Source organism: Mangrovibacterium marinum (assembly GCF_003046625.1).
GTDB classification, from domain to species: Bacteria; Bacteroidota; Bacteroidia; order Bacteroidales; family Prolixibacteraceae; genus Mangrovibacterium; species Mangrovibacterium marinum.
In genome coordinates this window covers 172,566-186,034 of sequence record NZ_QAAD01000006.1, presented here as the reverse complement: position 1 = coordinate 186,034, position 13,469 = coordinate 172,566, and the positions used below count along the sequence as shown (strand labels likewise).

General features: G+C 47.8%; 13 protein-coding genes. 4 read left to right on the top strand and 9 right to left on the bottom strand.

Annotated elements, in window-relative coordinates; genetic code table 11:
* Window positions 1–61: 61 nt before the first annotated feature.
* Both C8N47_RS07715 and C8N47_RS07710 read right to left on the bottom strand, forming a co-directional pair.
* Complete coding sequence (locus C8N47_RS07715) at window positions 62–1,042, bottom strand: ROK family protein (protein ID WP_107822040.1); 981 nt, start codon at window positions 1,040–1,042, stop codon at window positions 62–64.
* A gap of 170 nt (window positions 1,043–1,212) precedes the next feature.
* Window positions 1,213–2,091, bottom strand: a complete 879-nt coding sequence (locus C8N47_RS07710; protein ID WP_107821961.1) for a pyruvate, water dikinase regulatory protein — start codon at window positions 2,089–2,091, stop codon at window positions 1,213–1,215.
* 105 nt (window positions 2,092–2,196) lie between these two features.
* On the opposite strand from C8N47_RS07710, the gene mgrA reads away from it, so the two are divergent.
* A complete protein-coding gene (gene mgrA, locus C8N47_RS07705; RefSeq protein WP_107821960.1) occupies window positions 2,197–3,186 on the top strand; it encodes an L-glyceraldehyde 3-phosphate reductase in 990 nt (329 codons plus the stop codon).
* A gap of 72 nt (window positions 3,187–3,258) precedes the next feature.
* On the opposite strand, the gene C8N47_RS07700 is transcribed toward mgrA, so the two are convergent.
* Both C8N47_RS07700 and C8N47_RS07695 read right to left on the bottom strand, forming a co-directional pair.
* On the bottom strand, window positions 3,259–3,813 hold the full coding sequence (locus C8N47_RS07700; protein WP_107822039.1) for a ClpP family protease: 555 nt from the start codon (window positions 3,811–3,813) through the stop codon (window positions 3,259–3,261).
* Between the two features lie 484 nt (window positions 3,814–4,297).
* Entirely contained in the window at window positions 4,298–5,215 is a 918-nt protein-coding gene (locus C8N47_RS07695) for an SH3 domain-containing protein (RefSeq protein ID WP_107821959.1), read from the bottom strand.
* 278 nt (window positions 5,216–5,493) lie between these two features.
* Here C8N47_RS07695 and C8N47_RS07690 point away from each other — a divergent pair, with 278 nt between their 5' ends.
* On the top strand, window positions 5,494–5,907 hold the full coding sequence (locus C8N47_RS07690; RefSeq protein WP_107822038.1) for a DUF3859 domain-containing protein: 414 nt from the start codon (window positions 5,494–5,496) through the stop codon (window positions 5,905–5,907).
* Here the strand turns inward: C8N47_RS07690 and C8N47_RS07685 are convergent.
* From C8N47_RS07685 to C8N47_RS07665, 5 genes are all read right to left on the bottom strand, one after another.
* The gene (locus C8N47_RS07685; RefSeq protein ID WP_107821958.1) at window positions 5,893–6,180 is read right to left on the bottom strand and encodes a hypothetical protein; all 288 of its coding nucleotides are present in this window, start codon (window positions 6,178–6,180) and stop codon (window positions 5,893–5,895) included. The two genes, C8N47_RS07690 and C8N47_RS07685, sit on opposite strands and share 15 nt — an antisense overlap.
* Window positions 6,181–6,182: 2 nt before the next feature.
* Window positions 6,183–7,022: a DUF3108 domain-containing protein gene (locus C8N47_RS07680; protein ID WP_170111332.1), complete on the bottom strand. Its 840-nt coding sequence runs from the start codon at window positions 7,020–7,022 to the stop codon at window positions 6,183–6,185.
* Window positions 6,973–8,892 (bottom strand): Ig-like domain-containing domain, encoded by a 1,920-nt coding sequence (locus C8N47_RS07675; RefSeq protein WP_107821956.1) that lies wholly within the window; start codon window positions 8,890–8,892, stop codon window positions 6,973–6,975. Before C8N47_RS07675 ends, C8N47_RS07680 begins: the two co-directional genes overlap by 50 nt.
* A 58-nt stretch (window positions 8,893–8,950) precedes the next feature.
* The gene (glmS, locus tag C8N47_RS07670) at window positions 8,951–10,789 is read right to left on the bottom strand and encodes a glutamine--fructose-6-phosphate transaminase (isomerizing) (protein ID WP_107821955.1); all 1,839 of its coding nucleotides are present in this window, start codon (window positions 10,787–10,789) and stop codon (window positions 8,951–8,953) included.
* Between the two features lie 437 nt (window positions 10,790–11,226).
* Entirely contained in the window at window positions 11,227–12,030 is an 804-nt protein-coding gene (locus tag C8N47_RS07665; protein ID WP_107821954.1) for a glycogen/starch synthase, read from the bottom strand.
* A 155-nt stretch (window positions 12,031–12,185) separates the two neighbouring features.
* Between C8N47_RS07665 and panC the strand changes: the two genes are divergently transcribed.
* A complete protein-coding gene (gene panC / locus C8N47_RS07660; RefSeq protein WP_107822037.1) occupies window positions 12,186–13,040 on the top strand; it encodes a pantoate--beta-alanine ligase in 855 nt (284 codons plus the stop codon).
* A gap of 61 nt (window positions 13,041–13,101) precedes the next feature.
* Window positions 13,102–13,452 (top strand): aspartate 1-decarboxylase, encoded by a 351-nt coding sequence (panD, locus tag C8N47_RS07655; protein WP_107821953.1) that lies wholly within the window; start codon window positions 13,102–13,104, stop codon window positions 13,450–13,452.
* Window positions 13,453–13,469: the final 17 nt, after the last annotated feature.

The window sequence follows — 13,469 nt, the reverse complement described above, 5'->3', positions numbered from 1 at the left end:
AATTAAACACTAAAAAAGGGAGCCTCAGATGAAACCCCCTTCCTAAAGAATATTTCTTAGACTATTTTTCCATTTCTTTCCAAACCAAGGCACTGGCGCCAACAATGGCAGCATCGCCCGGCTTCAATTGCGAAGGCAAAACCTTAATCTTGTTCTTAAAGATCGGCAACAAGTGTGCTTCCAAACTTTCTTTGGTTGGTTTAAAAATGTAGTCGCCGGCAGCTGATGGTCCGCCAAAAATAAAGATGGCTTCCGGGCTCAGGTGATGAACCGTATCGGCCAGCCCCTGACCTAACCATTTTCCGGTTTGCTCAAACACTTCCAAAGCTACCTTATCGCCTTTTACCGCTGCATCGTAAATCATTTTCGAGTTCAACTCTTTAAACGACTTATCGGCCAGCAAGCTGTCGCCGGCATTATCGCGAGCCATAATCTCAAAAGCAGTGCGTTTCATTCCGGGAGCCGAGCAATAGGCCTCCAGGTGTCCGGGAATGCCACATCCACAAGAGCGACCACCAGGAATCAAGGTGGTATGCCCGCATTCGCCGGCAAAGCCATCGTGTCCGTAAACCAAATCGCCGTTAACCACCACACCGCTTCCCACGCCGGTGCCAAGTGTATACATCACGAAGTTTTTCATATCCTTGGCGCCACCGTAAATCATTTCGCCGATGGCCGCAGCATTTGCATCGTTGGTCAATGCCACATAATCCAATTCCGGGAACTTCTCTTTCAACAGTTCAACCAAATGCACTACACCTTTAAACGAAAGGTTTGGAGCATATTCAATGGTTCCGTTGTAATAGTTTCCGTTAGGGGCTCCCATGCCGATGCCCATGATTTCGATATCCGGATTAACTAGTTTTAGTGATTTAATCAGTGCTTTTATTGCATTGGCCAAGTCAACAATATAGGTATCAACATCGCCGTGCGAAGGGGTCTCAATATTGTCCTTAACCAACACATTTCCAATAGCATCAACAATACCGATCGCGGTGTTTGTACCGCCAATATCGACGCCTACGGTTGCTTTTCTGTTCATATCTAAAAATGATTTAGTGGTTTGTTTTAAAACTAACGATTTTGCAATCAGCCTGTAAAGATAACAATTTGTTAAAAGCAGAAAAGCACCGAGGCTGACAACTTCAGCATCAAAATCGGCTTTTCTACATTTTTGAAGCCCCAAATCCACTTACTTCCAGTCCAAAGCAGCTATTCCTTGTCCGAACTACCCTCGTGAAACGGCGAGTGCACCTTCCGTCCGCCAAAATTGAAGCGCGAGCTCATGTAGCCAATAATTTCGTTGGCCGACGATTCCACCGGCTTATTAGTTACCGGAATAACGGTAAAGCGCCCCTTCAGGAATATCAGGTTGGCATAGCGGATTTCTTCGTTCAACCGTTGCTCATCCACATAGCTGGTATTGTCGGTGTTGTTGAAATTCCGCAACCGTTTAACACGATGGGACAGCAGCTGGTTTTTACTAATTTGCAAGCCAAAAACACGCCCCGGATCGATCTGAAAAAGCTCGTCGGGAGGAGCAATGCCCGGCACCAGAGGCACGTTGGCAACTTTCCACCCATACAAGGCCAGGTATACACTGAGCGGGGTTTTGCCCGATCGCGAAAGACCACAGAGCACAATCTCGGCTTCATGCAAGCGCTGCGGGCTCACCCCATCGTCGTGGTCGAGCGTAAACTCGATGGCATCGATGCGGTCGAAATACTGCTGCTTCAACTCGCGAAACAGTCCCGGCGATTGGAGCGACGGGATTTCCAGCTTTTCATCCAGGTATTCGGCCAAAGGACCCATAAAATCGATTTGCGGTACTCCGTGTACAGCACATAGCTCAATCAGCCGGCGCCGCATGGACTGTTGAACCATGGTATGCGTAATCAGGCCACCATCAGTTTTCGCTTTTTGAACAGTCTCCTGCAACTGACTTTCTTCAACAACATGAGGAACCAGAATCACCTGAACATTATTGTTGGGATATTGAATCAGCAGCGACTGCACCATATTGTGCCCCGAAAGGCCCTTTCCTCCGGAAACCACATAAATCGGGGAAGGTCGATTCGTTTGATCATTCATCTTGATTTGTTTTTAGGTTCCTGCTAAGTTAATCAGTTCCGGAAACAATCGTATTTGTTATTGAACAGGTTCACTATCTTTGAGGAACTACAATAAAACTTCAACATGTCATATTCGGCTAACAAATCACGTTATCAAACCATGCCTTACAAGCGATGCGGACGTTCGGGGATTCAATTACCGGCCTTTTCGCTGGGCTTATGGCACAACTTCGGCGGAGTGGACGTTTATGAAAACGCACGAGCCATGATCCTCCGGGCTTTCGACCTAGGCATCACGCACTTCGATTTAGCGAACAACTACGGACCTCCTCCGGGATCGGCTGAGGAAAATTTCGGAAAAATTCTAAACCAGGACTTATCAGCATACCGCGACGAGTTAATCATATCGACCAAAGCGGGCTACACCATGTGGGATGGCCCTTACGGCGACTGGGGAAGCCGCAAATATATGCTGGCCAGCCTCGATCAAAGCCTGAAACGCATGGGGATCGACTATGTCGACATCTTCTATCATCACCGGCCCGACCCGGAAACACCGCTGGAAGAAAGCATGATGGCCCTGGACCAGGCCGTTCGCCAAGGCAAAGCACTGTATGCCGGCATTTCGAACTACCCGGCCGATAAAGCCCGCGAAGCCGCCCAGATTTTACGGCAACTGGGAACGCCCTGTCTGATACATCAACCCAAATACAGTATGTTTGTGCGCTGGGTTGAAGATGGCTTACTCGACGTACTGGAGGAAGAAGGAATCGGCTGCATTGCCTTTTCGCCACTGGCACAAGGCCTGCTGACCGACAAATACCTGCACGGCATTCCGGAGGGCTCGCGGGCTGCCAAGTCGTGGGGATTTTTGAAACCCGAGATGGTTGAGCCAGCCCTGGCCAAAGTGAAACAATTAAACGATGTAGCGTTGCAACGTGGCCAAAGTCTGGCACAAATGGCACTGGCCTGGCTGCTGAAAGATCAGCGTGTGAGCTCTGTATTGATTGGCGCCAGCTCGGTCAACCAACTGGAAGCCAATGTAGCCACCATTAACCAACTTGACTTTTCGGCCGATGAACTGGCCTTGATTGAAGAGATTTTGAAAGAGTAACCCGAAAGATTAATCCATAAAAAAATCCGGCCTGCAAGCCGGATTTTTTAGGATGATATCAGGATTCTCCTATTAAAGTTCTGTTTTAATGCCATCCACAATGCCGTATTCCAACGACTCATCGGCAGACATCCAGTAATCGCGGTTGAAATCCTTCATAATACGCTCGAAGGGTTGCCCGCAATTCTCGGCCAAAATCTGTGCTCCCAGGTTTTTGGTTTTAATAATTTCGTTCATCTGAATTTCAATATCCGAAGCAGGACCACCAGCACCACCACTGGGTTGGTGAATCATTACCCGGGCATGGGGCATCACAAAGCGACGGCCTTTTTCGCCCGCCGACAGAAGGATCGATCCCATTGAAGCGGCCAGGCCTGTGCACACCGTCGAAACCGGGCTGCTGATACTTTTAATGGTATCGTAGATGGCAAATCCGGCTGTCACATAACCTCCCGGGCTGTTGATGATCAGCTGAATTTCTTTTCCCGGGTCAGTCATCTCCAGGTACATCAGGCGATCAACCACATGTTTGGCCGAATGATCGTCAACCTGTCCCCATAAAAACACCTTGCGTTCGCCAAGCAATTTGGCATCTATTTCGTTTTGTAATTTTGATTTCGCATTCATATCTTTTTGCTTTTTCTTTTCTAACAACAATATTACATTATTTTCTTTCAAAACTGAAAATCAGCCTTCAGTTCGCTCTGTAAAATTAACAATGCACGCCCAAAAAACATTCATGATTCCCGGGGAGTCACCAACAGGGATGAAAGTTTAGGGTTTTTCGACGATGCTGTTGCCCTTGTTTTCAAAAGTTGTCGGGTTGTCGCTCCACCTCTAATCAAAACCTATTATTGACCTTGAGCCTTAGCACTTCGGCCTGGTAGACTTTCAAAAAAAACCTACATGATTCCGGGGAATCACCAACAGGGATGAAAGTTTAGAGTTTTTCGACGATGCTGTTGTCGTTGTTTTCAAAAGTTGTCAGGTTGTCGTTTCACCTCTAATCAAACCCAGTTATTGACATGGCGCCTTAGCACCTTTGCGTGGTAAGACTTTCAGAAAAAAGCCGGACAAACGATCCGGCTCTGTTCGGTTTTTTTGCGACTAACTACTTTTTAAACGAGAACGTCGTCGTGCCGATGTTGTTGCCATCGGCAAAAATATCGATGGTATAATCGCCGGTCATAAACGGATCGAACCCGGTGTTATCCCAATAAATGTTCACCGGCAATTGATTGCCTTCGTAGGTCACCTGACGCATCGCCGAATATGGGATACGCAGATCCTCGAAACGGAAAAGGTCGCTTTTCGACTGCACCAGTAGAATCTGATCGGGCCGAAGGATGCGCACATACAAATCCTTGGCTCCACGTTTGGCGGTTACATTCTTGCTCAGGGTAAAACTAATCATCAACTGCTCAGCCTTTGAGCTGTTGTTGACTTCCTTTCCTTTACGATTGATACCAACAACCTGCAGATTTAGCGCCTCCAGCATGGCTGCTCGTTGTATGCGTTGCTCCATTTGTTGTTTTTCCTGTTCCAGCGCCTTATTGCGGCTTTCAACAGCGATATAATCCTGTTTCACCTGTTGATTTTCTTCCATCAGCTGCTGATTCCGTCGGTTCAGCGAGTCGACCTGCACAATATAATTCCGCATGATTTTACGCAGCGAACCAACCTCTTCCTGATATTTTGAAATTTGGTCGTAGCTGGCTTTTTTGATTTGCCCAACTTCCAGCAACAAATCCTTCACCTTGGTTTGCGCAACAAACAAGGCCGCATTTAAGGTATCGTTATCGGTTTTCAACGAATCGTAATGGGTTACCATCTGGTTCAGTTCCTCCTGAATTTGGTTCTTCTCCATATTCAGCGACTGCATAATTGCTTTGTGTTCGCTACGCTGCATAAAAAACAAGATCACCACAACAAGCAGGATGACGCCTAAAAACAGGACAATCAGGTTTTTTCGGCGCTCGGTATCGGTACTTCCCATCGAAAACTTCTTCTTCTTTTCCAACTCAGCCATAAATCAAATTTTAGTTTCTCGGGTTTGTTTGCACTAGGGGTTGAAATCTGCGATGCCTGTGCTCATCAAATTTCATTCCATTGTATCTCAAAAAATTGCCCGTAAAATTAGTATTATTTTACGGGCAGTCAAATAAAAGCAACACCCCGCCCGGTACAATTCAAGCTCCGAAACAGCCTTACAAGAAGCAGATACGATTACTTTTTTATCTTTGCCTCGTATCACACAACGAGAAGCCTGCTGAGGCGTACAATTTCAATCTAAATGGGATAAACCAATTGGCGAAACGAAAATTTGACATCACGCTGTACACTTACGGCGAGTACTCGAGCTGGGATCGGGAAAGCAAAGCACTGCCCAAGATCCTGAATATTACCGATCGGATTGAAGCTGAAATCGGTACCGAATTTGGCTATGTGCTGCAAATTAAGAAAGCAAAAGGATCGAAAATTGATTTCCGGATTATTCACCCGCCTTTTAACGATGAGCAGGGGAAGCCGATGGACGACTTTACCGGCGAGGTTTACGTGAACAGCAACGATTATGAGTTCTTTCTGGGGGATTGCATCTGGGAACCGCTGGAAGATAAACTGGGTCCATGGCGGCTAATTACCGAGCTGGATGGTAAAGTAATTGCTGACAAAACACTTCATCTTGTCAGCAAAAACTCTCCGGCATCAGGCATTGGCTAATTTCGTCAGCTTGGTGTAGCCTTCGTCGCAGGCGCTAACCAAATCTTCAGCAATTTTCCGGTAATACTGTTTGATCAGTTTCGGGTTGTCCTTCCCATCGGGATGATTAACCCGGTTGCGCAGGTCGTTACGAGTTACCAGCAGCTCGCCAATAATAGCATAAGCACCCTCGGCATCAGCCTTCTCACTATTATAAATATAGTCGAAACAATCCACAACCACCTGACCTACCAGGAAGTCGATGTCCTTTTTCAGATCTCTCAATTTTGCCATAATCAGTTTATTTCAGAATTTAAGGGGTAAGTTAACGAATTTGCATCTAAAAAAATGGCCTTCACAGCACCAATCTGAATTTTTGTTTCCACCATAACCGGAATGTGGTTTTTATCGGCTGTAAACCAAACCAACATATCTTCTCCTTCGGGGAAAAATTCGCCCTCCATCAACCAGACTGACACTTTATGACAGTTAAACCGGCGACCGTTACGCGTTTTGACCACTTCCTTCCCTTTATAGCGAAAATAGAAGTCGGCCGGTTTCTCATCGGTCATCATCGAAAAACGGATCATCTCATCCTTCTTCAAACCGTCGAAATTGTACTTGCGGAACAGGTAAGCTTGGCTCAGCAGATCGTGCACATCCGTCGACAGAGGCAGTTCGCGCTGCCGCGGATCGCTCTTTTTTGCCCGGGTCACGTAACTGATTTTCCGGGCAGTGCGATCAAACGCGTACGACTGCCACGACTGATGGCCACCATGATTAACTGCCCGGTAAAAATGCAGCGGCTGAAAGTCGGGATAAGTCAATAAGGTGCGAAAGGTATCGCGAACCGTGTAAAACAAATCGTAGGCTTTATACGTGGCACCGGTGGCTTCCAAAAGCCATTCGGTCTGTCCGTTCTGCCTCACCGTATCGGTCTGAAAAACCACTTCGCCGGCATTCACCCACAAAAACTGCCAGTTGTAGTAAGCTCCGTAGCGAAGCTCCTCACCCGGCGAAAAGGGCAAATCTGCCCGTTGGGCATCAACAGTCAGTACCCTGACAAGGAGGAAAGTCAGCCAAAGGCTAACGCGGCATACCCGTCGACCTGTTCGAGCTACGCTGAGTTTTTCCACCCTTCTTTTTCGTATCTTTTTCAGTTTGATCTTCATCGATAAGCTCCTTTTTAAACTGAAGGTCGTCGGGTAAGTTCCAGCTTTCGCGAACTTCGAAGTTCGAACGAAGCTTCAGAATTTTCGGGAAGTAAACCACCCGCTCGGGCTGAAGACCTTTGGCCAGATCGCCGGTGTCCCATTTCCCGTTTTCATTGCGATCGATCACCAACTTAATCTTATACTTTTCCGGATTCAGATAGGGAAACTCAATTTCGCCATCCGAACGAATGGCAATTTGCTGCACAGGCTCTTCCTTATCGGTATTTTTCACCAGCTGAATAAAGCTCGGCCCCCGCAGATTAGTGACCGTCAGAATGATTTTGGCATAAAAAGCTTCCTGCTTAATTTTCAGCTCCTGTTTCAATTTATTGGACGGATAGCCCGAGATTGACCTGGCCGCTGCCGAGTCTATTTCGAGCCGGTAGGCCTGCTCGAACTCCCAGGGATAACGAATTGTGTAGTGTCTCAAGTCGAGACTATCCCGGCTAATGTCGAAGTTCAGCTCCTGGTAAACCGTATCCACTTTCTGGAACAGATGCACCTGATCGTAGTCGAAGAACTCCAGCGGTTCGGGCACCGTCAGGCTCAGCTGTCGGTACACATCGAAGCCATCCTTGCCGTTTCCTTTGAACGAGAAATGCTGAACCTGGGGTTTTTCCTCTTCGGCTTCCTCATCCTTTTTTTTGCGCTTTCGCTCTTTTTCAACCGGCCGGGCATAAGTCAGCTCCAGCGTATCGGTTTGAAAAACGCGCTTTTGAAGGCTGTCCAGCACCACATAGTTAAGCTGAAACTGCAGGGTATCCATCGCGCTGATGACGGTATCGCGGATCCACAGATTAACCGTATCGCGCTTGGCCGAATATTCAAACAAAGCATAATCCGGCTTCGGATCGGCATTAATCAGGCGAACGCTGAAGCTATCGCTCACCCCTTCCTGAAAGAAAAACTGACAGAAATTATTCCGGTCGCGTTTCGAGTCTTCCAGGTATTGCTCAAAGGTATTCTCCTGAAAAAGCAGCAGATAATACGGTTTTAAATCAGCTCGCTGCCGGCTCATTGTTTCGCGGATGGCCTCGTGCACCTGCTGGCTCTCCTCTCCTTCGTGGGTATGCGCAGTCAGCACCGAGTCGGGCTGCAAGGGGGCTACGGGCACCACCAGCGAGTCGAAAAAAGCGATCAGCTCATCCGACGAGTTGTAGGTCATACTGTTATCAGCGTCCTGCAACGCATAAAGGCGATACTTGCCTTCGGCAATATTGGTAATCTGGTAGAAACCATCCGAGTCGGTTTTGGCCACATAATCGGGAATGCTGTCGCGGAAAGCCGACAAGCTGTCCAGGCGGTGCATCACGATCAGCGCATCCAGCACCGGCTCCATATTCTCGGCCATACGCACATATCCGCCCAGCGTGAGGCTGTCGAGCCGGGGGCCATTGCTGAAGGCAAAGCGGAAATGCCGCAGCGGGTTCCCTTCGTTATTGTCTTTAATGGAGTTCCGGAAATCCAGCGAATAGGTTTTGTTGGTATCCAGGCGATCGGTAAAATCGAGAATCAAGGTTCGCGACTTGGTTTTAATGATGGGAGCCTTTTTCACAGGAGGCGAGATCACCAGCTGCTGCGCCACATCGCTAGACTGGATGTACTCGCTAAAGGTAATAGCCACTGTTTTACCCTTATAGTTGCGCGCTTCAAAAGCAGGAACGGTTCTCACAACCACGGGCGGAATTGAGTCTTTAGGCCCTCCGGTAGGCATTCCCGGGTTTGCACAGGATGTTGTAAAAATCAGGTACCCCAGGTATCCCAGAACTGCTGTCAATAAAAATCTCTTCATCTGTTTTCTATCCTACTTTTTCCGGAACGCGCAAGCGCCGGTATTTTTTTTATTCAACTTACTCCACGGTAACCGACTTGGCCAGGTTTCGCGGCTGATCGACATCGCAACCACGCATTAGTGCAATGTAATAGGCAAACAACTGCAAGGGGACAACGGTCAGCAGCGATGCTACGGCAGGGTGCGACTCGGGCACTTCAAACAAGTCGTCAGCCATCGATCGCAAGCCATTATCGCCTTCGGCAACCACCGCAATAATGTTCCCTTTGCGGGCCTTCACCTCCTGAATGTTGCTCACCACCTTCTCGTAATAGTCGTCTTTGGCCGAAACCACCACCACCGGCAAGTTATCATCGACCAATGCAATAGGGCCATGCTTCATTTCGCCGGCGGCATATCCTTCGGCGTGCATGTATGAAATTTCTTTCAGCTTCAGCGCTCCCTCCAGGGCCACCGGGAACAAGTAGCCACGCCCCAGATACAGGGCATTTACGGCATCCTTATATTTTTCGGCAACGGCTTTAATATGGGGATGTTTCAGCAAAATGCTTTCCACCTTGCCCGGAATTGCCAACATCTCGCCAATGAACATTTTCAGGGTGTCGGCATCAATTTTTCCGCGCTCCTTGGCCAGTTTAAAGGCGAATAAGGTCAACACGGTTACCTGAGCGGTAAAGGCTTTGGTTGAAGCTACGCCAATTTCGGCGCCGGCGTGGGTGTACACCCCGGCATCGGTTAAGCGGGCAATGCTCGAGCCCACCACATTGCAGATCCCCAGGATAAGCGCCCCCTGCTCTTTGGCCATTTTCAGGGCCGCCAGGGTATCGGCAGTCTCGCCGCTTTGGCTGATGGCAATCACCACATCGCCCGGGTTGATGATGGGTTTGCGGTAACGGAACTCCGAGGCATACTCCACCTCCACCGGCACGCGAGCATATTCCTCAATCAGGTATTCTGCCACCAGGGCGGCATGCCAGCTTGTTCCGCAACCCAGGATGATGATGCGGTTGGCCTCCACAATTTTCGGGAATACATCAATCAGTCCGCCCAGCACAATATCGTCCTGATCCTTGCGGATGCGTCCCCGGTAGGTGTCGCGGATGGTGTCGGGCTGCTCAAAAATTTCTTTCAGCATATAATGTTCAAAGTCGCCCTTCTCCAAATCACCAATTCCCAGATCGACCTTTGTAACTTTAAAGTTTGCCGGATCGTTGTCTACGGTTTTCAGCGTCAGGCTATGCTTTTCAATGATCGCCACATCGCCGTCATTCATGTAAATCACGCTATCGGTATATTCCACAATGGGGCTGGCATCCGACGCCAGAAAATACTCGCCCTGCCCAATGCCGATCACCAGCGGGCTTCCCATCCGGGCAGCAATCATCCGGTGTTTTTCGTGCAGACAAAGCACAACAATACCGTAAGCACCCACCACTTTCGACAGGGCCAGACGCACGGCAATCTCGGCGCTGCTGACTTCTTCCAGCCGGTAGAAATACTCAATCAGGTTGACCAACACCTCGGTATCGGTATCGCTTTCAAACCGGTAGCCTTTGGCTGTTAAATCTTTTTTCAGCTCGGCATAATTCTCGATAATTCCGTTGTGCACCAACACAAAATCACCGTTCATCGAGCCATGCGGGTGCGAGTTGGTGTCGCTGGGTTCACCATGCGTAGCCCAGCGGGTGTGCCCAATTCCCAGATGCCCGTGAATATCTTTATCGGCCACGTAAGCTTCCAGTTCGCTCACCTTGCCCTGTTTTTTATAGGTCTTCAGCTTGTCGTTGTATATAGCGATGCCGGCCGAGTCGTAACCGCGGTACTCCAAACGCTGTAAGCCCTTAATTAAAATCGGGTAAACATTTTTATCTCCTATATATCCAACTATTCCACACATGTTTTTGTCATTTGATGGCAGCTATTCGGTTGCCGCCGGTTTTGTCAGGTTTTATTTTTTTCAGCATCAGGCTGATGGTTTTCGATGGAAACAATTCCTTCGGGTGACCTTATTGGCCGAATGATCAGTTGCATGAGCAACAAAAACTTCCGAACAAAAATAATCGTCCCAAATCTACAAACTTCGAAAGATAATCACCTTCCCTTTCACTTAAATAATGCCGATTTAGGATTGAAATTACCCAATAAATTCACTTTGTTTTTATTGGCTTTCAATCCCGATTAATCGGGACAGCATCATTCCGGGGCGTTCAGCCTTCGCCCCGAAACTGCCGACTGCCTGCCATTCCGGAGGCTTTTCCGATCATGCTATTTGCAAAAGCAAAGAGCCCGAAATAAAATTCCGGGCTCTTTCCATATTTTTAAAAGCAAGATTGCTTAGAGTACTTTGTCGTAGAAGTCGTTGTAAGCATCGATATAAGTTTCTTCCGCCTGATAACCAAGGTTCAGTTTGCCGGAAGCAGCAATATATTCGGCCAGTTCGGGATTGATGGTTTCACTTCCCTGAATCACGGCATCGGCATGCTGTACACCCAGTTTCATCATATTTTCGTAGGTGGGATTTTTCAGCAATTCCACGTCCGCGGCATCAATACCATCAATCATGACATTCTCCACAGCAGCCGAACTTAACGGTTTCTTAAAACTTTCGTCATAAACCGAATAAACGACCTTCGATTTCTCGAACAACGGATCGTCGTGATACGCTTTTTTGATATATAAAGGCACCAGCGAGGCCAACCAACCATGACAATGAATCAGATCGGGAGCCCAGCGCAGTTTAATAACGGTTTCGAGCACCCCGCGGGCAAAAAACACGGCGCGTTCATCGTTATCGTCAAACTCCCGCCCTTTGCTGTCTTTCAATACGGCCTTTCGGTGAAAGTAATCCTCATTGTCGATAAAGTAAACCTGCATACGGGCTGCCTGAATAGAGGCAACCTTAATAATCAGAGGGTGGTCTGCATCGTTGATCACCAGGTTCATACCCGATAAACGGATCACTTCGTGCAGTTGATTACGACGTTCATTCACACTTCCGTAACGTGGCATAAATGTGCGAATCTCGCGACCATGCTCCTGGATACCTTGCGGTAGGAAGCGGCCTTTTTTCGACATCTCGGTTTCGGGAAGATAAGGTGTTATTTCTTGAGAAATGAATAGGATTCTTTTCTTTTCCATTAGAAAGCTTACTGAAAATTGATTCGCCAAAATTAATAAAAATAAGTCGAATATTCAATTCAAGGGCAATATTGAAAGGAATTTGAGTGAAAGCAGCCGCTAAAACGGACATCGTAAAGATTAATTTATTTACTTTGCAGCCGAATTTTTTACCCATGCTGGTTATTAAGAACATAAGCGATCTTCAATCGTTAATCCGTGCCCAAAAAGAAGCCGGAAAAACGATTGGTTTTGTACCCACAATGGGTGCATTGCATGCCGGTCACCTGTCGCTGGTTGAAGAAGCAGGCCGACAAACTGATTTTGTGGTAGTAAGCATTTTTGTCAACCCTACCCAGTTTAACGATCCCTCGGATCTGGAAAAATATCCGCGCACCCTTGAGGCCGACTGCCAACTGCTGGAGGCAAGCCCCTGCCAAGCGGTTTTTGCCCCCGACGTAGCAACCATCTACCCCGAGCCCGACAGCCGACAGTTTAACTTTGGCGAGTTGGAGCAGGTCATGGAAGGACGCTTTCGACCCGGACACTTCAACGGAGTAGCCCAGGTGGTGAGCAAGTTGCTCGGTATGGTAACACCCAACAAAGCTTTCTTCGGCCAAAAAGACTTTCAACAGCTGGTGATTGTGAAAGCCATGGTAAAACAACTAACTTTGCCGGTCGAAATTATTGCCTGCCCCATTGTTCGCGAAGCCAGTGGTTTGGCCATGAGTTCACGCAACGAACGCCTGACTGCCGAGCAACGCGAAAACGCAGCGGTAATCTACCAAACACTGTGCGAAGCCAGGAACCAAGTGCCCGGCCAAAGCGTAGAATCTATTAAAAAGATGGTGGTTGAAACCATCAATGCCAATCCGTTTTTAGAAACGGAATATTTTGAAATTGTTAACGATAACGACCTGAAACCTGTGCGCAACTGGGACGAACCGGTAAACAAAGTAGCTTGCATCGCTGTTTTTTGTGGTACAGTTCGCCTAATCGACAATCTGGTTTTAGCCGAAACAATTAATTAAGGCCGACCACGAAACGGTCCGGAAAATTTAGATCAGGTCATCGACCTAAAAAGAGAACGAAATGTATATTGAAGTTTGTAAATCGAAAATTCACAAAGTTACCGTTACGGAAGCCAACTTACAGTACGTAGGAAGCATTACCATTGATGAAGACCTGATGGATGCTGCAAACTTAATCGAAAACGAAAAGGTGCAGATCGTCAACATCAACAATGGCGAACGTTTGGAAACTTACGTCATCAAAGGCCAGCGCGGTTCAGGGGTGATTTGCCTGAATGGCCCCGCTGCCCGCAAGGTTGCCGTAGGCGATGTAGTCATCATCATCTCTTATGCCATGATGGACTTTGAAGCTGCCAAAGGCTTTAAACCGCAGCTGGTGTTTCCCGACACCGAGACTAACAAAATTGTATAACACAAGCAATCCAGATA